We start from the raw sequence: 21,387 nt of genomic DNA on the forward strand, positions 1-21,387 counted from the left end.
AGCCATGTCCAAAACTGCCTACGTGCGCACCAAGCCGCACCTGAACATCGGCACCATGGGTCACGTCGACCACGGCAAGACAACCCTGACCGCCGCCATCACCAAGGTGCTCGCCGCGCGCGGCACCGGCGGCGGCACCCGGTACGTTCCGTTCGACCGCATCGACCGGGCTCCGGAGGAGGCCGCCCGCGGCATCACCATCAACATCGCGCACGTCGAGTACGAGACCGACACCCGGCACTACGCCCACGTGGACATGCCCGGCCACGCCGACTACGTCAAGAACATGGTCACCGGCGCCGCGCAGCTCGACGGGGCGATCCTCGTCGTCTCCGCGCTCGACGGGATCATGCCGCAGACCGCCGAACACGTGCTGCTCGCCCGGCAGGTGGGCGTCGACCACATCGTCGTGGCGCTCAACAAGGCCGACGGCACGGACGACGCGGAACTGATCGACCTCGTCGAGCTGGAGGTCCGCGACCTGCTCACGGCCCAGGGCTACGCCGGCGACTCGGTCCCGGTGGTACGGGTCTCGGGCCTCAGGGCGCTGGAGGGCGACCCGCGCTGGACGGCGTCGATCGAGGCGCTGCTCGACGCGGTGGACACGTACGTGCCCATGCCGGAGCGGTATCTGGACGCGCCGTTCCTGCTGCCGGTGGAGAACGTCCTCACCATCACCGGGCGGGGCACGGTCGTCACCGGCGCGGTGGAGCGGGGGACCCTCCGCCTCGGCGACCGGGTGTCCGTGCTCGGCGCCGACGTGGAGAGCGTGGTCACCGGTCTGGAGACCTTCGGCAAGCCGATGGAGGAGGCTCAGGCCGGGGACAACGTGGCGGTGCTGCTGCGGGGTGTGCCGCGGGACGCGGTCCGGCGGGGGCATGTCGTGGCGGCGCCGGGGAGCGTGGTGCCGGCCCGGAGGTTCTCGGCGCGGGTGTATCTGCTGTCGGGGCGTGAAGGGGGCCGTACGACGCCGGTCGCGAGCGGGTACCGGCCGCAGTTCTACATCCGTACGGCGGATGTGGTGGGCGATGTCGACCTGGGAGCGGCCGGGTTCGCCCGGCCGGGGGACACGGTGGAGATGACCGTCGAACTGGGCCGGGAGATCCCCTTGGAGCCGGGGCTCGGGTTCGCCATCCGTGAGGGCGGACGGACCGTCGGTGCGGGGACCGTGTCCGCGGTGGAGTGAGGCCGGGGCGCGCGGGGGACAGCGGGGCCGTCGTGGCTGGTCGCGCCGTTCCCCGCGCCTTCGGAGGGGCGCTGCCACCGGGCACAATGGGGAGGTGACCGAACCCATACCCCACACCCGCCGCACCGACCACGGCACCGCCAGACTGATGCCCGACGTCGACCGCGAGCGGGCCTGGCTGCTGACGGTCGACGGGGCACCGCAGTCGTACGTGGACCTGGACGAGCCGACGCATCTGGAGTTCGAGTACGCACGGCGGATCGGGTACGTCCTGGACACCGTCGGCGAAGCGGGGCGGCCGCTGGACGTGCTGCACCTCGGCGGAGGGGCGCTCACCCTGCCGCGCTATGTGGCGGCCACCCGGCCGGGCTCGCGGCAGGAGGTCGTCGAGGCCGACCAGGGGCTGCTGGAGCTGGTCGCCGAGCATCTGCCGCTGCCGGCGGGCTCGGGCGTCGCGCTGCACGCTGCCGACGCCCGGGCCTGGCTGGAGACGGCCCCGGACGATCACGCCGATGTGCTCGTCGCCGACGTGTTCGGCGGGTCCCGGGTGCCGGCGCACCTGACCACGCTCGCCTACGCCCGTGAGGCCGAACGGGTGCTGCGTCCCGGCGGGGTCTATCTGGCCAACCTCGCCGACGCGACGCCGTTCGGGTTCCTGCGCTCCCAACTGGCCACCTTCGCGGCCGTCTTCGAGGAGCTGGCCCTGATCGCCGAGCCCGGCGTGCTGCGCGGGCGGCGGTTCGGGAACGCGGTGCTCGTGGCCGCGCACCGCCCCCTCGACACCGCCGCCGTGGCCCGTCGTGCCGCGGCGGACGCCTTTCCGGCCCGGGTCGAACACGGGGCAGCGGTAAGGGAGTTCACCGGTCCGGCGCGGCCGGTCGAGGACGCCGACGCGGCGCCCTCACCCGAGCCGCCCGACGGGGCGTTCCGCATCGGCTGACCGGCGTCACCCGAATCGCGGCTCCCCCAGTCGGCTGCGCTCGGGGCGAATTCGATCGTGAGGGCGTGCATGGTGAGTCCATGGACACTGCACACGTGAACCCCGCCAAGTACCCCCGACTCCTTTCCCGCATGCCGCGAATATGCGCGGTGAGTGCCGTCGGCGCAGCCCTGGGCATGACCTGGCTGGCAGGCACGGCGAACGCCGTATCGGCCGCGACCGTGACCCCCGCCCCGCACGCGGCCGCCCAGACCACGGGCGTGAAACCGGCCCCGGACCACGGCCACCGCGCACCCGAAGCCCAGCGTGGCGGCGGCGACTACGGCGATGACGACTACGGCGATGACGACTGCAACGGTCTCATCGTGCTCCTCTGCAACTGACGGACGACCCACCGCCGTTCGGACCGCGTCCCGCCCCGCCGAGTCACCGACGGGGCGGGACGCCCCGCTTCTTCCCCCGGGTCGGCCTCGTGCGACCCGCTTCCCCACCGTTCGGAGAGGCGTCATGACAGGTGCGCCAGGCAGGATACGAGGGGTCGCGTCGCGCGCCACCGGCCTCGTGCTGCTGGTCTGCGCGGCGGCGACCCTCGCGCTGACACAGCCGGACTCCACCGCGGCGCACCGCGCGGCCCTCGGACGAGGCACGGACCCGCCACCCGGGGCACACACGCCGATGCCCCCGGGCGTCCACGGCGAGGTCGTTCCCGAGTCTGCCATGGCACCCCCCGCTCCCACCCTGTCGCGGAAGGGCTGGACCGCCACCGCCGACGGCGAGGGGACCCAGGCGAGCCACGAGCAGGCCCAGAACGTGCTCGACGGCGACTCCGCCACCCTGTGGCAGTCCACGTGGTCCGGTGCCGGGCCACCGCGGCCGCACACCCTCACCATCGACATGCACCGCACCGACGTCGTCTCGGGCATGGTCTACCAGCCGCGCCAGGACGGCAGCCCCGACGGCCGGATCGGCGAGTACGCCATCTCCCTGAGCGGGGACGGCAAGGGCTGGGAAAAGCCCGTGGCCACGGGCACGCTGGCCGACGACGCGACCACCAAGACCCTGCGATTCGCCACCGCCCGCGCCCGCTATGTGCGGCTGACCGTCAGCTCCGAGGCCGGCGGGCGCGGACCGTGGGCCTCGGCTGCCGAGATCAACCTGCTCGGGGACCCGGGCGGACCGGCGTCCGGTGTCGACCTGCCGCGCGACGGGTGGACCGCCACCGCCGACAGCGAGGAGACCCAGGCGGGGGGCTACCGCGCCCAGAACGCGCTGGACGGCGACCCCCGCACCCTGTGGCACACGCGGTTCTCCGGCGACGCCCCGTCGCTGCCGCACAGCATCACCATCGACATGCACCGCACGGCGGTCGTCTCAGGTCTGACCTACGAGCCGCGGCCGGACGGCCCCAACGGCCGGACAGGCCAGTACTCGATCACCACCAGTGTGAACGGCACCACCTTCGGGGAGCCCGTGGCGACCGGGTCCTGGAACGACGACGACACCGCCAAGGGCGCCACGTTCAGCCAGCCCGTCACCGCCCGATACGTGCGTCTGACCGCCCTCACCGAGGCCGGCGGGCGCGGACCGTGGACCTCGGCGGCGGAAGTGCGCCTGCGCGGCCCCGCCGACCCCTCCGTCAACGGCAGCTGGAGCCCCGTGATCGGTTTCCCGCTGGTGCCGGTGGCCACCGCCGTACTGCCCAACAACAAACTCCTGGCCTGGTCCGCCTACGCCCCCGACCGCTTCGGCGGAAGCAACGGCTACACCCAGACCGCCCTCATGGACCTGACCACCGGCAAGATCACTCAGCGCCGTGTGGACAACACCAAGCACGACATGTTCTGTCCGGGGATCGCCCTCCTGGCCGACGGCCGGGTGCTGGTGACCGGCGGCAGCGACGCCTCGCGCGCCAGCATCTACGACCCCGTCGCCGACAAGTGGACCTCCACCGGCGACATGAACATCGCGCGCGGCTACCAGGCCATGACCCTGCTGCCGGGCGGTGACGCCTTCGTCATCGGGGGTTCCTGGCAGCAGGGCAACGCCCCGGACAAGGGGGGCGAGGTCTGGTCGGCCGCCACGGGCACCTGGCGCAGGCTGCCCGGCGTGCCGGTCACCCCCATCCTGACCGCCGATCCGGCGGGCCCCTACCGCGCGGACAACCACGCATGGCTGTACGCCACGTCCCAGGGACGCATCCTGCAGTTCGGCCCCAGCAAGCAGCTCAACTGGATATCCACCGACGGCGACGGCAGCATCACCTCGGCCGGTACCCGTGCCGACAGCCCAGACGCGATGAACGGTGACGCCGTCGCCTACGACGTGGGCAAGCTCCTCACCCTGGGCGGCGCCACGGCGTACGAGAACGCGACGGCCACCAACCGCGCCTACACCGTCGACGTGACCGGCCGCGACGGCAGGCCCGTCAGCGCCCGCACCGGCGACATGTCCTACGCCCGCTCCTTCGCCAACGGTGTCGTGCTGCCCGACGGGAAGGTCGCGGTCTTCGGCGGGCAGTCCTATGCCAAGCCCTTCAGCGACGAGCACTCGGCCCTGCCTCCCGAGATCTGGGATCCCGCGACCGGCCGCTTCACGCCCATGGCGTCCATGGCCGTCCCGCGCAACTACCACAGCGTCGCCAACCTGCTGCCCGACGGGCGCGTCTTCACCGGAGGCGGTGGCCTGTGCGGCGACTGCCAGACCAACCACGAAGACGGGGCGATCTTCACCCCGCCGTCCCTCCTCAACCCCGACGGGACCGAGAAACCCCGGCCCCGCTTCGTCGGTGCCGTTCCCGCCCAGGTCGCGCCCGGGCAGCAGCTGACCGTGACGACCGACGTGCCCGTCGACACGTTCGCCCTGATCCGGGCCGGAGCCGCGACCCACGCCGTCGACAACGACCAGCGCCGCATACCGCTGACGCCCCGCAAGACCGGCGCCACCACCTACGATCTCGCTGTCCCGGCCGACACCGGCGTGGCACTCCCCGGCACGTACATGCTCTTCGCGCTCGACCAGCACGGCGTCCCCAGCAAGGCCGCGATCGTCACCGTCACCTCCGCGGCCAAGCCCTGAGGCCGCTCGGGCACGCGCGGGCAGGGACCGTCGTGTGCCCGGCCCGCCGTGTCGTGGCGGGCCGGAACACGACGACGGCTCACTCGTGTGTCGGACTTCCGTGCAGCCGGACGGTGCTGAGGATCTTCAGGACGGTCGCCCTGGAGACCGCGTCCTTCACCCCCGTGGCCCCGAAGTAGTCGAACGACACATAGTCGTTGGCCGCGTTCTTGAAGCCGAACGTGAGCGCCTGGCCGTCGGTGACGCACTTGCCCTTGCGCGGGGTGTTGTGCGACTGGGCCCAGGCGTAGCTGCCCTGGACGCCCGAAGCGGTCTTGAACGGGGTCGCCTTCTGGTCCCACGAGAGGCTCTTCTTGTCCGGCATGGTGTAGGCGCCGTAGACCCACCAGGCCGGCGTGTTGATCGCGATCTCGTCCGTGTTCTTGGCGCCGCTGGCGCCCTTGGCGCCCACGGCCGCCAGCTGGGTGTCCTCGGTACGGCCGTCCTTGTCGTCGTCGGACGTGCACCAGGTGGGCTTGTACTCGCCGAGGCCCGACATGGTGATGCCCGTGTTCGCCTCACCCTTCGGGAAGTTGAAGATGATCGCGGCGCCCGGTTTGTCGACCTGCCAGTCCGCGGGCACGTCGTAGGCGATGCCCCACTTGGCGTTCACCACGGCCCTCCAGCCGGGGATGGTCGGCTTCTCGGTCTGGGTGCCCCGGGGGTCGTCGGTCGCGGACGAGGAGGCCGAGGGATCTCCGGCGGACTGGCTCGCGTGCTGCCCGCCCTTGCCACCGGCGGTGTCGTGCTTGCCGCCCTTGTCATCCTTCGAGCCGAGGACCAGATAGCCGGTCACGCCCGCGGCGACCACGACCGCCGTGGCCGCGAGGATCGCGATCAGTTTCGTGCGCCCGCCGCCCTGCGCAGGCTGCGGGACAGGTGCGGTGGGCGGCTGCTGCTGCCCCCACTGCGGCTGCTGACCGTACTGCCCGGCCTGCGGATACTGCTGGTACCCGGGCTGCTGGTACGGGTTCGGCTGCTGGTAACCCGGCTGTTGGTACGGGTTGTTCTGCGGGTTCGGCGCGCCCCCTGGCGGCTGCTGATCTGGCCACATGGCCAGTAACCCTAGTGCGGCCCGGGACACGATTCGGTCACCGGGCCTCGTCAGACTCTGCTACTCATGAGTAACATGGCGGCATGAGCGCAGACCAGATGTCGATCGGCGAGATGCTCGCCGCCACCGTGCCCATGGCCCGGACGCTGAACCTGGAGTTCCTGGAGACCACCGCGGACCAGGCCGTGGTGTCCCTGCCGGACCAGGGCGCGTACCACAACCACGTGGGCGGGCCGCACGCCGGAGCGATGTTCACGCTCGGGGAGTCGGCCAGCGGGGCCATCGTGCTGGCCGCCTTCGGGGACCAGCTCTCCCGCGCGGTGCCGCTCGCCGTGCGTGCCGACATCGCCTACAAGAAGCTGGCGATGGGCGCCGTCACCGCGACCGCGACGCTGGGCCGCCCGGCCGCCGAGGTCGTCGCCGAACTGGACGCGGGGCAGCGCCCCGAGTTCCCGGTGGCGATCGAGATCCGGCGCGCGGACGGCGCGGTCACGGGCGAGATGACCGTCGTCTGGACGCTGCGCCCCAACCAGTAGGACTGACACGGCACTTGGAGAGGGGCCCCGCGCGCGGGGCCCCTCTCGTCGTCCCGTCAGGCGGCCCGGCGGCCTTTCCGGGTGCCGCTTGCGCCGTCCTCCAGTCCCCGCACGAACTCCTTGAGCCGGCCGGCGAACCCGGGTCCGAGGTCCGGGCGGGCGCAGGCCAGCCGGACCACCGTGCGCAGGTAGTCGGCCTTGTCGCCGGTGTCGTAGCGCAGACCGTCGAAGACGACCCCGTGCACCGTGCCGTCCGCCGCGAGGTCCTGGAGGGCGTCGGTCAGCTGGATCTCGCCGCCGCGGCCCGGCGGGGTGCGCTCCAGGACGTCGAACACGGCCGGGTCCAGGACATGGCGGCCGATGACCGCGTACCGGCTCGGGGCGGCCTCGCGCGCCGGCTTCTCCACCAGCCCCGTCACCCGTACGACACCCTCCTCGCCGACCGGCTCCACCGCCGCGCAGCCGTAGAGGTGGACCTGTTCCGGGGTGACCTCCATCAGCGCGACCACACTGCCCGCGTACCGCTCGCGGACCTCCAGCATGCGGCTCAGCAGGGTCTCGCGCGGATCGATCAGATCGTCACCCAGGAGCACCGCGAAGGGCTATTTCCCGACGTGGTGGCGGGCGCACAGCACGGCATGGCCGAGGCCCGGCGGATCGCCCTGGCGGATGTGGTGGATGTCGGCTAGCCGCGCCGGATCGCGCACCGCGTCCAGGCGCACGGTGTCGCCCTTGGCCGCCAGTGCCTGCTCCAGTTCGAAGGCGTGGTCGAAGTGGTCCTCGATCGCGCGCCTTGCGGACCGTGCGGGCGGCGGCAGTCGCTGTGGAGGACGAAGCGATCATGCGGGCCATGGTGGCGGACCAGGATGAGAGCGCACCCGGAGAATCATGGGAACCGGCTGCGGAAGTGATACCGCCGGTAACTCCCCTGAATTTCGGCGAGCTTGATGTCGAGTCAATCCAACTTCTTGTTTCCTGTCAGCCGCGTGTGCGAAGGTGAGCCTCCCCGCGGGAGGGTCGAGGTGGGCGTCGAACGCCACGGCCGGCCCTTTAGGTATGCACCAATTCGGCACTGCCTTCCGACAGGACGGCATTTTGTGTGCGGTCCTGCGGCTGGAAAGGAAATGGTTCCGTGCAGTCCCCTCACCCCCCACGCCCGCCGTACCCGCCGCTGCCCGGTCCGACCGGGGAGTCCGACCGCAACCTCGCCGCCCTGCTCGGCGGCCCGCACCCCGCCCGCCACCACGCCGTCGCCCTGCTGCTGGCCCGCCACTGGCGGGCCGCCCGCGACTACGCCGTCGTCTGTCTGACCTCTGCCTGTCCCACCGCCCACCTCGTGGCCACCGCCGCCTTCCACGACGTCCTCGGCCGCATGGCGGGCGGGGCGGTCGGCAGCGCCCTGCGCCCGCACCTATTGGTCGCCGTCCGCGACATCGTCCGCGCCTGGGCGGACGACGACGCGGCCTGCGCGACCCTGCCGGAATTGCGCAAACCCGCCGGCGGTCGCGGACTGCGCGCGACAAAGCCCGGAACGCCGGAAAGGCGACAACTCGCCGAACGCGCATTCCGGGCCCTTCCCGCCGCCTCGCAATGCCTTCTGTGGCACACCGAGGTCGAAGCGGAGCCGATAAACATACCCGCTGGTCTCCTGGGGATCGGCCCGGCCACCGCGGCGGCCGCCCTGGAGCAGGCCCGCGCGCAATTCCGCGCCGGTTGTGTACGCGCCCACCGGGAACTCGCGCCCTCCGGGGAATGCCGTTTCTACAACCGGCTCCTCGACGTTCCGCTGCGCCGGGGCGGCACCCTGCTGCCGGATGTGCGGCGGCATCTGACGGTCTGCGCCTACTGCCGGCACGCCGCCGAGACCTTCGTGCTGTTCGACACCAGGCCGGGACTCCTGCTCGCCGAGACCGTCCTCGGCTGGGGAGCCCGCCGCTACCTCGACTCCCGCCCGGCCCGCGCCGCAGCCGATGAGGCGCCGCCCGCACCGGCCCCCGACCCGGAGGAAGCCAGGACCGGCGGCAGGCACCGCACCGGGAGCGGCGGGCGCCACCGCACGGTCCTGGCCGTCGGCGTCGGACTGACCTCGCTCGTGCTGCTCGCCACCGTCCTCGTGGTCAGGAGCTGGTCCGACGACAACGCTGTCCCCGCCCCCGGCGCCACCTGGGGCGCCCCGGCCGGCCACGCCACGCGCCCGGGCGGCGCCTGGTCCGTCACCTCCCCCTCGGCCACCTCTGCCGGCGGCCCCGTCGAGGTCGCCCACGGCAGCCTGCGCGACCTCGCCTCGGGCCGCTGCCTGGACGTGCGCGGGAACACCGTCGAGGCGGGCGCGGACGTCGCGCTCGCGCCGTGCTCGGCGGCCGCGGCGCAGTGGTCGTACCGGGACGACGGGCTGCTGCGCAGCGCCGCCGACCCGTCGCTGTGCCTGGCCGCCGATCCCGGGACGAAGAGAGTCGTGCTGGCCGGGTGCGTCGTGCACGCGGGAGAGGTGGCCTACGACTTCACCGTGCGCGGCGAGATCCTGCTCCGCCGGCCCGGGGGCCTCGCGCTCGCTGCGGGCTCCGGTTCCTCCGCCCGTGTCGGGCTGGCGGCGCGCGACGGCTCGCCGGAACAGCGCTGGGTGCTGGAACCGGGTGCGGGCGGGCTGCGGCGGCCCGACGCGGCGCCGGGCGGGCCGGGCGATCCGGACGGCCCCGGTGCTCGAAGTGGTCGCGGTGCTCCGGGTGGTCCCGGTGCTCAGGGCGGGGCTCGGGGAACGGGCGGGGTCCGGGGAACGGGCGGGGCGGGCACGCCCGGGAGCTGGAAGCCGGGGCACGCGCAGGGACTCACCGACGGGGCGCGGCAGGCGGGCCTCGCACCGAGGCAGGCGCCGCACGCGGACCTCTCACGGAGGCGGAACGGTGACGGGGGAGCGCCGGGGGAGTCGGGAGCGGCGCACGAGACCCGGATCGCCCCGGCCCGCGCCGACCACGGCCGACGACGACCCGGCGCGGCGCCGCGCACCCTGCGCGACGCCCTTCGGCCGGACGCGGTGCGCCGCGTGCTGCTGCCGGACTCCGGCCCCGTCATCGCCGTACCGGCGGCCGTGGGGAGGCGGCTCGGCTGACGCGCCGAGTGTCGTCTCCAGGCGCCCCGCCCCGTTCGGGCCACGGCGCCTGAGGCACACGGGATTTACAGACGACGCGTGAATGTCCCGGCGTGCCCCGCACGGAGGGGCGCACGGCGCGACAGGAAGCCGCTTTGCCGGGGTTGTGAGGGTGTGGCGCGCGGACCCGGATGGTCACGCGCCCGCACCCGTGAGGGGAATGACCGCGTTTCCCGGCCCTTGCGCGGAATTCGTCCCGCTGGCCGAAACGATGTCACCGCGCGCGAAAAGGACGCGTCGTTATTGACCCGTGAGTAAGCCGGGGCTAGGTTCCGGTGCCCTCGCACCAGAGCGTTCCGCCGCACACACCCCCACCGTGCTGTCTCGCCGACCGTGCCGGAGCAACATGACCTCGCCTGTGCGCGCCCACGAACTCGTCCTGTGCCTCACCCCCTTCGCGGCGCCCGACGCCGCTCTGGCCGCAGCCGCCTGCGCCGCCGGCGCGCTCGGCATCCTCGACCTGGGCACCGGCGACCGAAGATCCCGGGAGGAGCTGTCGCGGCTGAGACGAGCCGCCCCGGGACCCTTCGGCCTGCGGGTGACCGGCCGCTGCGCCCTGACCCCGGCCGAGGCCGGCCACGCCCCCGACACCGTGGTCCTCACCCCCGACGCCCCCTGGAGTCCTGCCGAACTCCCGCCCTCCTGCCGGGTGTTGGCGGAGGTCACGGACATCGGCGAGGCGCAGGCCGCCGTACGTGCCGGTGCCCAGGGGCTCATCGCCCGGGGCGGCGAGAGCGGTGGCCGGGTCGGCGAGCTGAGCACCTTCGTGCTGCTGCAGCAGCTGCTGTCCGACGAGGAGTCGGGCCGTCTCCCCATCTGGGCCTGCGGCGGCATCGGGCCGCGTACGGCGGCCGCCGCCGTGGCCGGCGGTGCCGCCGGGGTCGTCCTCGACAGCCAGCTGGCCCTGCTCGCCGAATCGGGCCTCGGTGAGACGGTCCGGCAGGTGCTGCGCTCCCTGGACGGCTCGGAGACGGTGCTGCTGGGCGGGCACCGGGTACTGCGCCGCCGCGGACCGGATGCCCCGGAGCCGCCCACCGACGCTCCCGAGGCGGTCGCGGCCCTGCTGGGCGCCCATGACCTGCGCCACCAACTCCTGCCCGTCGGCCAGGACGGCTTCCTCGCCGCCCGGTTCGCCGAACGGTGGGGGGACGTGCGGGGGGTGGTGGGCGGGGTGTCGGCCGCGATCCGCGAGGTGCTGGTGGCGGGGGCGCCGGCGGGCACCGGGTCCGCCCCGGGGCCGGGAGCGGACGTGGACGGGGCGAGTCCCGCGCGGGCGCTGCGCCCCGGATCCGCCATGAGCCGGGCGCTCGGGACACGGTTGCCGGTCGCCCAGGGGCCGATGACCCGGGTCAGTGATCAGGCGGGTTTCGCGGCTGCCGTCGCCGAGGACGGGGCGCTGCCCTTCCTGGCGCTCGCCCTCGCCGACGGGGACCGCGCCCGGGCGATGCTGACCGAGGCGCGGGCCGTGCTCGACGGGCGCCCCTGGGGCGTCGGCGTCCTCGGCTTCGCCCCCGAGGACATCAGAAGTGCCCAGCTGGACGCCGTACGGGAACTGCTGCCCACGCACGCGATCATCGCGGGCGGACGGCCCGCGCAGGCCGAGGCGCTGGAGCGGGCCGGGATACGTACCTTCCTGCACGTGCCCTCGCCGGGGCTGTTACGGCAGTTCCTGGCCGCCGGTGCCCGCCGGTTCGTGTTCGAGGGCTCCGAGTGCGGCGGGCACGTCGGACCCCGCGCCTCCTTCCCGCTGTGGGAGGCCCAACTCGCCGTCCTGCAGGACTTCCTGACCGAGGCCGACCCGGCGACCGCACCCCGGCTGGAGGTCTTCTTCGCGGGCGGTGTCCACGACGAGCGGTCGGCGGCGATGGTCGCCGCCCTCGCCGCCCCGCTCACCGAGCAGGGCGTGGCGGTGGGCGTCCTCATGGGCACCGCCTACCTGTTCACCGAGGAGGCCGTCACCCGCGGCGCCATCCGGCCCCTCTTCCAGCGGCAGGTCCTCACCGCCACCGCGACCGCCCTGCTGGAGACCGCGCCGGGCCACGCGACCCGCTGCGTACCCAGCCCCTTCACCCACCACTACCGGCGACGCGAGGGCGAGTTGCGGGCGCGCGGCATGCCCGACCGCGAGATCTGGGAGACCCTCGAACGCCTCAACGTGGGCCGACTGCGCGTCGCCAGCAAGGGAGCCGAGCGCGCGGGAGACGGATCGCTGCGGGAAGTCGGGGAGGAACGGCAGCTCACCGACGGGATGTTCATGGCGGGCGAGGTCGCCGTCCTGCGCTCGGCGACCACCACCGTGGCGGCCCTGCACCGTTCGGTGACCGACGGAGCGGCCGGCTTCCTCAGCACGCGCGCCGCCCACGCCGGCGTGCCGCACCCCCGTACCGCCGCCGAACCGGGGCCGCCCGCACCGCTCGACATCGCGATCATCGGTATGGCCTGCATGTTCCCGCAGGCCCCCGACCTCGCCGCCTTCTGGGCCAACATCGTCACCGGACGCGACGCCGTCACCGAGGTCCCGCCCGAGCGCTGGGACCCGGCCGTGCACCACACCGCCGGCAGCACGGCGTCCACCTGGGGCGGCTTCCTGCCCCGCATCCCCTTCGACCCCCTGCGCTACGGCATCCCGCCCGCGTCCCTCGGCAGCATCGAACCCGTCCAGCTGCTGTCCCTGGAGGCCGCCCGCCGGGCGCTGGAGGACGCCGGATACGGCGAACAGGCAGGGGCGTTCGACCGCGCGCGGACCTCCGTGGTGTTCGGCGCCGAGGCCGGCAGCGACCTGTCCAACGCCGTCACCCTGCGCGCCGTCCTCCCCTCGTACTACGGCAAGGTCCCCGACGGCATCGAGGAGCAGCTGCCCCGGCTGACCGAGGACTCCTTCCCCGGCATGCTCGCCAACGTCATCTCCGGCCGGATCGCCAACCGGCTGGACCTCGGCGGCGCCAACTTCACCGTCGACGCCGCCTGCGCGTCCTCCCTGGCCGCCCTCGACGTGGCCTGCAAGGAACTCGTCTCCGGCACCAGCGACCTCGTCCTGTGCGGCGGCGCCGACCTGCACAACGGCATCAACGACTTCGCCCTGTTCTCCTCCGTCCACGCGCTCTCGCCGACCGGACGCTCCCGCGCCTTCGACGCCTCCGCCGACGGCATCGCGCTCGGCGAGGGCGTGGCCTGTGTGGTCCTCAAACGGCTCGCGGACGCCGAACGGGACGGCGACCGGATCTACGGCGTGGTCAAGGGCCTCGGCTCCGCCAGCGACGGCCGCTCCCTCGGCCTGACCGCACCCCGCCCCGAGGGCCAGCGGGCCGCGCTGGAGCGGGCCTACCGCAACGCCGGTGTCTCACCCGCCGACGTCGGCCTCGTCGAGGCGCACGGCACCGGGACCGTCGTCGGCGACCGTACCGAACTCACCGTACTCGCCGAGGTGTTCACCGAGTCGGGAGCGCGGAGCGGCGGCTGCGCGCTCGGCTCGGTCAAGTCGCAGATCGGGCACACCAAGTGCGCCGCCGGACTCGCCGGCCTGATCAAGGCCGCCCTCGCCCTGCACACCGGGGTCACCCCGCCCACCCTCCACCTCAAGCGGCCCAACCCGGCCTGGGCGGAGGACGGCAGCCCGTTCGTCTTCCACACCCGCGCCCGCCCCTGGACGGCACCGGCCGCCGAACGCCTCGCCGGGGTCAGCGCGTTCGGCTTCGGCGGCACCAACTTCCATGCGGTCCTGGCCGCGCACGCCGACGCCGCACCGCCCCGACAGGCCCTCGACGCCTGGCCGGCCGAACTGTTCCTCTTCCGGGGCAGGGACACGGAGGCCGCCCACCGGCACGCCGCGGACATCCTCCGGGCCGCAGAGGCCGACGGCCGCCCCTGGCGCCTGCGCGACCTCGCCCTCGCCGCGGCCCACCGCGCCGACACCTCCGACGCACCGGTACGGGCCGCGATCGTGGCCCGCGACCCCGGGGAACTCACCGGGCAGCTGCGACGGCTCCTGGCCGGTGAGCACGATCCGGCCGCCGGGATCCACGTCGCCGACCCCGTCGAGGGCGAGATCGCCTTCCTCTTCCCCGGCCAGGGCAGCCAGCGCCCCGGAATGCTCGCCGACCTCCTCGTCCACCTCCCCGGACTGCGGCACTACCTGGACCTCGGCCGCGCCTACGCCGACACCGTCCACCCGCCGGCCGCCTTCGACGCCACCGCCCGCGAACGGCACCGGGCCGCCCTCACCGACACCAGGACCGCACAACCCGCCCTCGGCATCACGGGCCTGGCCGCCCACGCCTTCCTCACCTCGGCCGGGATCCACCCCGACCAGGCCGCCGGGCACAGCTACGGCGAACTGGCCGCCCTCGCCGCGGCCGGCGCACTCGACCCCGAGACCCTGCTGGAGCTGAGCGCCGAGCGGGCCGGCGCGATCCTGGCCGCGGCCAGCGACGACCCGGGCACCATGGCCGCCGTCGGCGCCGCCGCCGAGACCGTCGTACGCGCCCTGCACACGGCCGGAGCACCCGCCTCGGTCGTCGTCGCCAACCTCAACTCTCCGGAACAGACGGTGATTTCGGGGCCGACGGCGGACGTCGAGACGGCCGTACGACTCCTGTGCGCGGCCGGGCTCGGGGCGCGGCGCGTCCCCGTGGCCTGCGCCTTCCACAGCCCGCTCGTGGCCGCGGCGGGGGAACGATTCGCCAAGGTCCTCGCGGACAAGAGGGTCCGTGCGCCCGAGTTCCCCGTGTGGGCCAACCGCACCGCCGCGCCCTACCCGCCGCACCCCGCCGGGGTGCGCGCCGAACTCGCCGCCCAGATCGGCGCCCCGGTCGCCTTCGCCGCCCAGATCGAGGCGATGTACGAGGCCGGCGCGCGCGTCTTCGTCGAGGCGGGCCCCGGCACGGTCCTCACCCGGCTGGTCGCCCGGATCCTCGGCGACCGCCCGCACCGCACGGTCGCCTGCGAGCCGAGCGCCGACAGCGGACTGCGCGGCTGGCTCGACGCCCTCGCCCGACTCGCGGTGACCGGACAGCCGGTGCGCACCGCCTGGCTGCTGCGGGGCCGCGACGCCGTCGACGCCCTGCGCACCCCGGCGCCGCCGCGGCCCGGCTGGACGGTCGACGGGCACCTCGTCCGCACCGCCGACGGAGCACTCCTGCCCGGTGCCCTCGCACCGGCCCGACGAGTCGTGGAGACGACCGTGACCACCGACCAGCCGCACGGCGCCCCGGCCGACCGGGACGCGCTCATCTCCGAATTCCTGCGCACCAGCCGGGAGATGATCGCCGCCCAGCGCGACGTCCTGCTCACCTACTTCGGCGCCACGCCCGGCGCCACGGCACCGGCGCCCGTCGCACCCGTGCCGCCGGGGCGGCCGACGGCACCCGAACTGCCGCAGGTGCCGGACCAGTCGTACGAGCAGGGCGGTGCGGAGCCGGTGGATGCCGAGCCCGTGGAGGTGGCGCCGGTGGACGACGTGGCACGGGTCGTGCTGGAGATCATCAGCGAACGCACCGGCTACCCCGTGGACATGATCGAACCCGACCTCGACCTGGAGGCGGACCTCAGCATCGACTCCATCAAGCGGGCCGAGATCGCCGGCGAACTCGCCAGACGCCTGGGCATCGCCGGCGGCGCCGGCGTCCTGGACGACGCCGAACTGGAGGAACTGGCCAAGGCCCGTACCGCGGCGGCGGTGACGCGCTGGCTGACGGCGCGGGTGGGCGCGCACACCGGCACCGGGAACGGGCTGCCGCAGACGCCGTACGGCACCGAGGGGAGCGGGGCGTCCGAAAGGCAGGCCGAGCGCTCCTCCCCGGACCGCGGGAGCGGGCAGCCCGGGGCGCCGTACCCCGCCCACGGAAGGGAGCGTGGGCAGGAGAGCACCGGGCCGGTGCCCGCCCCGGTCCTCGGGGGGCCTCCCCAGCGGTGCGAGCTGCGAACCGTGCCGCTTGCGGAGCCGGCCCCTCAGAGCGCCGACGACCCCGGCCTGACAGGCCGGCGCTACGCCCTGCTGGGGGACGGTGAGGGTGCCGCGGCCGAGCTCGTGACACGGCTCGCCGCGTACGGTGCCGACGCCGTGGTCCTCGACCGGGGTCACCTCCTCACCGCCGCCGACGGACCCGTCGACGGGGTCGTCTACCTCGGCGCGCTGCCCGGACCCGACCTCCCGGTGCTGCCGGACGCCTTCCCGGTGCTCCGGGCGGCGCTCGGGTGCGGCCCGAACCGGCTGCTCGCGGTCCGGGCCGCCGACCGGACGGCGTCGCTGCGGGCCGCGGGCCTGGACGGGCTGTTCCGCAGCATCGCGCGTGAGTACCCGGACCTGCTCGCCCGCGTCGTCGGCGTCGCGGACACCGCCCCCGCAGCCGTCGCCGACGCCGTGCTCGCCGAGCTGCACGCCCTCGAACCGGCCCCCGTCGTGCTGCGTACGGCGGCCGGAGCCCGGCAGGCGCCCGTGCTGGTGCCCGCGCCCCTGGGCCCCCTCGCCACCACCGGCTCCGGACCCGCCGCGGACGGCGCCGCCGAGGCAGCCGCGCTCGGCCTCGACCGGGACGCGGTGGTGCTGCTCGTCGGCGGCGCCCGGGGCATCACCGCGAGGTTCGCCGCCACCCTGGCCGGCGCCTGCCGGTGCCGCATCGAGCTGCTGGGCCGTACGCCCGCACCCACCGCGCCCGAGGACCCGCGCACCGCCGGCGCGCGCACCCCCGCCGAGCTGCGGGCGGCGCTCGCCGCGGCACCCGGCGCACCCGGGCCCGCCGGGATCAACCAGGCCGCCGGACTGCTCCTCGCCCAGCGGGAGATCACCACGACCCTCGGGGAACTCGGCGCGCTCGGCAGCGCGGCCCGCTACCGCTCGGTCGACTTCCGGGACCGGGACGCCGTCCTGCAGGCGGTCAAGGAGATCCACGCCGAGCACGGCCGTCTCGACGGAGTCGTCTTCGCCGCCGGGGTGATCGAGGACCGGCTGATCGCCGACAAGACCCCCGAGTCGTTCCAGCAGGTGTACGGCACGAAGACGGCCGGGGCCGGCGCGCTGTTCGCCGCCCTGGACGACCTGCCCGGCGAGCCCGCGTTCACCGTGCTGTTCGGCAGCGTCGCCGCCGTGCTCGGCAACCGCGGCCAGGCCGACTACGCCGCCGCCAACGACGCCCTGGAAGCGCTCGGCGCCGACCGGGCCGCCCGCACGGGCGCCCGCGTACTGACCGTCCACTGGGGACCCTGGGCGCCGTCCGGGACACACGGCGGCATGGTCGGCGCGGAACTCGGCCGCGAGTACGCCCGGCGCGGCATCGGGCTGATCGACCCGGACGAGGGCACCGCGGCCCTGCTGCGGGAACTCGCCTGGGGCGAGCCGTCGGCCCGCGCCGTCGTCTACACCGCCTCGGGCTGGTGACATGACGGGACGTCACCTGCCGGTGGCCGTCACCGGGATGGCGGTGCTGCTGCCCGGCGCCCCCGGCCTCGACGCCTACTGGCGGAACCTGCGCGACGGTGCCGACGCCATCCGGGAGGTCCCCGCGGACCGCTGGGACGCCGCCTACTACCGGCCCGGCCCGCCCGCCGGGAGCGCCGCCGGCCAGGTGTACTGCCGGCGCGGCGGCTTCGTGGACGGCCTCGCCGAGGTCGACGTCACCCGGTACGGCATCATGCCCGCCTCGGTACCGGGCACCGAGCCCGACCAGCTCATCGCCCTCGACGTGGCCGCCGCCGCGCTCACCGACGCGGGCGGCGAGGACCGGCTCCCGCCCCGGGACCGGATCGGGGTGGCCCTGGGCCGCGGCGGTTATCTCACGCCGGGCCTGGCCCGCCTCGACCAGCGGGTGCGTACCGCCGGACAGCTGACGCGCACCCTGGGCGAGCTGCTACCCGACCTCACCGCCGCCCAACTCGACCGGATCCGCGCGGCGTTCACCGAACGGCTCGGCCCCGACAGCCCGGAGTCCGCGATCGGCCTGGTGCCCAACCTCGCCGCCTCCCGCATCGCCAACCGGCTCGACCTGCGCGGCCCCGCCTACACCGTGGACGCGGCCTGCGCCTCCTCCCTGGTCGCCGTCGACCAGGCGGTCACCGAACTCGCCACCGGCCGCTGCGACCTGATGCTGGCCGGGGGAGTGCACCACTGCCACGACATCACCCTCTGGAGCGTCTTCGCCCAGCTGCGCGCCCTGTCCCCGACCCAGCGGATCCGCCCCTTCCACCGCGACGCCGACGGCATCCTCATCGGCGAGGGCACGGGCGTCGTCGTACTGAAACGGCTCGCCGACGCGGAACGCGACGGCGACCGCGTGTACGCCGTGATCCGCGGCACGGGCGTGGCCGGCGACGGCCGCACCGCGGGGCTCGTCTCACCCGATCCCGGCGGCCAGGCCAGGGCCGTGCGGCAGGCCTGGCGGGCCGCCGGACTCGACCCCGCCGCACCGGACTCCCTCGGCCTGCTGGAGGCGCACGGCACCGCCACCCCCGCCGGGGACGCGGCCGAACTCGCCACGCTCGCCGACGTGTTCGGGCCGGACCCGGGCCACGGCGCCGACGACGCCGCGCGCCCGGTCCTCGGCTCGGTGAAGTCGATGATCGGCCACACCATGCCGGCCGCCGGGGTCGCCGGACTGGTCAAGGCCGTCCTCGCCCTCCACCACGGCACCCTGCTGCCCACCCTGCACTGCGACACCCCCCACCCCGCGCTCGCCGCCACCCGCTTCCGCATCCTGGACCGCGCCCGCCCCTGGGAGACCGGCCCACGGCAACCGGTCCGCCGCGCCGCCGTGAACGCCTTCGGCTTCGGCGGGATCAACGCCCACGTGGTGCTGGAGGAAGCACCGGGCAGCCGTTCCGTGCCGCGTACGCGGTCCCGGCCCGCCCCCGCTTCGGCGCGGGTCGGCGAGCCCGAGCGGATCCTGCTGCTCGCCGCCGGCAGTGTGGCGGACCTCGCCGCGCTGCTGCACGCCGACGACCCGGCCGTCCTCGGCGCCGGTCTCGACCCGGCCCGCCCGCACCCCGACGCCGGGCCGGTCCGGCTCGGGATCGTCGCGCCGACCGCCAGACGGCTCGCGCTGGCCCGCCGCGCGGTCGCCAAGGGGCGCGCCTGGCAGGGGCGCAGCGATGTGTGGTTCCGGCCGGGGCCGCTGCTCGGGCAGGCCGGCGGCCGGCTCGCGTTCGTCTTCCCCGGCCTGGAAGGCGACTTCGCGCCCCGCACCGACGACATCGCCGCCCACTTCGGCCTCACCCCGCCGACCGGCACACACGTCCGGGTCGGTGACGTCGCACGGCACGGCTTCGGGGTCGTCGGCGTGGGCCGCCTGCTGGACCAGGCGTTGCGCCGGACGGGTGTCGTACCGGACGCGGTCGCCGGGCACAGCGTCGGTGAGTGGACGGCCATGGTGGCGGCCGGACTGTACGCACCCGGGCAAGTGGACGCGTTCATGGCCGAGTTCGACCCCGACGCGATCACCGTCCCCGGACTCGTCTTCGCCGCCCTCGGCACCTCCGCCGCCCATGTCCGCGGCGCGCTCGCCGAGTCCTGGGCGGACTCCGGGATCGTGCTCTCCCACGACAACGCGCCCCGCCAGTCCATGGTCTGCGGACCCGGCACGGCGGTCGAGGAGTTCGTACGGTCCCTGCGCGCGCAGGGGGTGATCTGCCAGGTACTGCCCTTCCGCTCCGGCTTTCACACGCCGATGCTGGAGCCCTACCTCGCGCCCATCTCGGCGGCCGCCGACCGCTTCCGGCTCCAGCCGCCGACCGTGCCGGTGTGGTCCGGGACGACCGCCGCACCCTTCCCCCGGGACGAGCGGGCGGTGCGCGAGCTGTTCGTACGGCACCTGCTGGAACCCGTCCGCTTCCGTGAGCTGACCGAGGCGCTCTACGCCGCCGGGCACCGCGTCTTCGTGCAGGCCGGCCCCGGCCGGCTCACCTCCCTGATCAGCGACACCCTCGGAGACCGCGACCACCTGGCCGTCGCCGCCAACACGCCCGAGCGCAGCGGTATGTCCCAACTGCGCCGGGTGGCAACGGCGTTGTGGGCCGCCGGGGCACCCGTGACGCCCGCGTTGCCGGCGCCCCCCACGGGGCCGCCCGTCGCGCCGGCCCACCGTCGCCGCCCCGTCCGGCTCGACCTCGGCGCCGCCCTGGTCTCGCTGGACGGGCCCCTGCTCGACGAACTCCGCACGGAACTGCTGGACGGGCCCCTGCTCGACGAACTCCGCACGGAACTGCACGCGGGGCCCCATGCCGTGCACCCGACTCCTCCGGGTCCTGTGCGAACAGCCACCGCACACGCGGGGCCTTTGGCCGCCCCGGCGTCACACGGCCCCGGCCCGGTTCCCCCGCACCGCGTGCCGGCGGACCACGCGGAAACACCGGCCGCGCAACCGGGCCGCCTGAGACCAGCCCCCGCGCACCGCTCGACGCCGCCCGCCGTGCCGCTCGCGCCTCCGGGGCGCCCGGCACCGAACGTCGCACCACCTCCGCCCCCGAGCCCCCCGAGCGAACCGGGCCTCGGCGAACTCGACGGGCTCGTCGCACGCTTCCCTGCCGCCGCCGAGCTGGCCGCGCTGCTGCGGGACACCGCGGACACGGCGGCGCAGCTGATCAGCGCCGCCCACCGCAGGACCCCCAGCGCCGCCGCACCCGCTCCCACCGGGCCCACCGGGCCCACCATCACCGTCCACGTCTCCCCCCGCACCATGCCGTACCTCCTGGACCACTGCTTCTTCCCGCAGCGCCCCGGCTGGCCGGACGTGGAGGACCGTTGGCCGGTGGTCCCCGCCACCACGATCGTCCAGCACATGATGGACGCCGCGGAGACGGCGGCCCCCGGCCTGCGGGCGATCGCCGTGCACGAGGCCCGCTTCGACCGCTGGCTCACCGCCACACCCCCCACCGACCTACAGATCACCGTCACCCCGGCCTCCGACGCCCCGGCCGGCACCCCTGTCCCCTCAGCCCCGGGCGCCGCCCTGGACGGCGGCGCCATCGCTCCGGCTCCCGTCGCTCCGGATGGCGTCCCCGTCTCCTCGCTTGCGGGCGGCCCAGGCGGCGGTGCCATTCCCTCAGCCCTCGTTGCCCCGCATGGCGGCACCGGCACCCCGGCCCCCGGCGCCCCGGACGGCGACATCATCGCCCCGGCCCCCGGCGCCCTGCATGGCGGCACCATCCCCCCGGCCCCCGGCCGTCCGGACGTCGTCCCTGTCACCCCGGCCCCCGGCACCCCCGACGGCGACACCGTCACCGCCGCCCCCGGCCGTCCGGACGGCGTCCCTGTCCCCTCAGCCCCCGGCCGTCCGGACAGCGCCGCTGTCACTCCGGCCCCTGGCCACCCTGTCGCCGTCACCGCTCCTGCCCCAGGCCGCCCCGCCCCAGCCCCGGCCCCCGGGCACCCTCTCCCCGTCTCCGCCCCGACCCCCGGGCGCCCCGCCCCCGCCCCCGCCCCTGGCC

At 74.9% G+C, this 21,387-nt stretch carries 9 protein-coding genes and 1 pseudogene; 8 read left to right on the forward strand and 2 right to left on the reverse strand.

From position 1 onward, the window contains the following. Positions 1 to 4: 4 nt before the first annotated feature. The 4 genes from tuf to IO33_RS0140380 all read left to right on the forward strand — a co-directional run bounded on the left by tuf (position 5) and on the right by IO33_RS0140380 (position 5,201). Positions 5 to 1,186, forward strand: a complete 1,182-nt coding sequence (gene tuf, locus IO33_RS0140365; RefSeq protein WP_031174088.1) for an elongation factor Tu — start codon at positions 5 to 7, stop codon at positions 1,184 to 1,186. A 94-nt stretch (positions 1,187 to 1,280) separates the two neighbouring features. Further along, positions 1,281 to 2,126, forward strand: coding sequence for a spermidine synthase (locus tag IO33_RS0140370; RefSeq protein WP_031174089.1), 846 nt, complete (start codon positions 1,281 to 1,283; stop codon positions 2,124 to 2,126). 80 nt (positions 2,127 to 2,206) lie between these two features. Beyond that, complete coding sequence (locus IO33_RS0140375) at positions 2,207 to 2,509, forward strand: hypothetical protein (protein WP_157858046.1); 303 nt, start codon at positions 2,207 to 2,209, stop codon at positions 2,507 to 2,509. Between the two features lie 124 nt (positions 2,510 to 2,633). Further along, positions 2,634 to 5,201, forward strand: a complete 2,568-nt coding sequence (locus tag IO33_RS0140380; RefSeq protein ID WP_245236040.1) for a discoidin domain-containing protein — start codon at positions 2,634 to 2,636, stop codon at positions 5,199 to 5,201. A 79-nt stretch (positions 5,202 to 5,280) separates the two neighbouring features. Here IO33_RS0140380 and IO33_RS0140385 read toward each other — a convergent pair whose 3' ends face one another. Then, a complete protein-coding gene (locus IO33_RS0140385; protein ID WP_031174092.1) occupies positions 5,281 to 6,294 on the reverse strand; it encodes a DUF8017 domain-containing protein in 1,014 nt (337 codons plus the stop codon). 83 nt (positions 6,295 to 6,377) lie between these two features. Here IO33_RS0140385 and IO33_RS0140390 point away from each other — a divergent pair, with 83 nt between their 5' ends. Then, positions 6,378 to 6,830 (forward strand): DUF4442 domain-containing protein, encoded by a 453-nt coding sequence (locus IO33_RS0140390; RefSeq protein ID WP_209439005.1) that lies wholly within the window; start codon positions 6,378 to 6,380, stop codon positions 6,828 to 6,830. A 56-nt stretch (positions 6,831 to 6,886) separates the two neighbouring features. Here IO33_RS0140390 and IO33_RS45075 read toward each other — a convergent pair. Next, positions 6,887 to 7,624: pseudogene (locus IO33_RS45075) on the reverse strand (UTP--glucose-1-phosphate uridylyltransferase); the annotation flags it as partial. A 338-nt stretch (positions 7,625 to 7,962) separates the two neighbouring features. On the opposite strand from IO33_RS45075, the gene IO33_RS0140400 reads away from it, so the two are divergent. From IO33_RS0140400 to IO33_RS0140410, 3 genes are all read left to right on the forward strand, one after another. Then, complete coding sequence (locus tag IO33_RS0140400) at positions 7,963 to 9,936, forward strand: RICIN domain-containing protein (protein WP_031174094.1); 1,974 nt, start codon at positions 7,963 to 7,965, stop codon at positions 9,934 to 9,936. Positions 9,937 to 10,321: 385 nt separating this feature from the next. Further along, positions 10,322 to 17,347: a type I polyketide synthase gene (locus tag IO33_RS0140405; RefSeq protein ID WP_031174095.1), complete on the forward strand. Its 7,026-nt coding sequence runs from the start codon at positions 10,322 to 10,324 to the stop codon at positions 17,345 to 17,347. A 1-nt stretch (position 17,348) separates the two neighbouring features. Beyond that, on the forward strand, positions 17,349 to 21,387 hold a 4,039-nt coding region (locus IO33_RS0140410), incomplete at its 3' end, for a type I polyketide synthase (RefSeq protein WP_209439006.1).

This window comes from Streptomyces durhamensis (assembly GCF_000725475.1).
Classification (GTDB): domain Bacteria; phylum Actinomycetota; class Actinomycetes; order Streptomycetales; family Streptomycetaceae; genus Streptomyces; species Streptomyces filipinensis.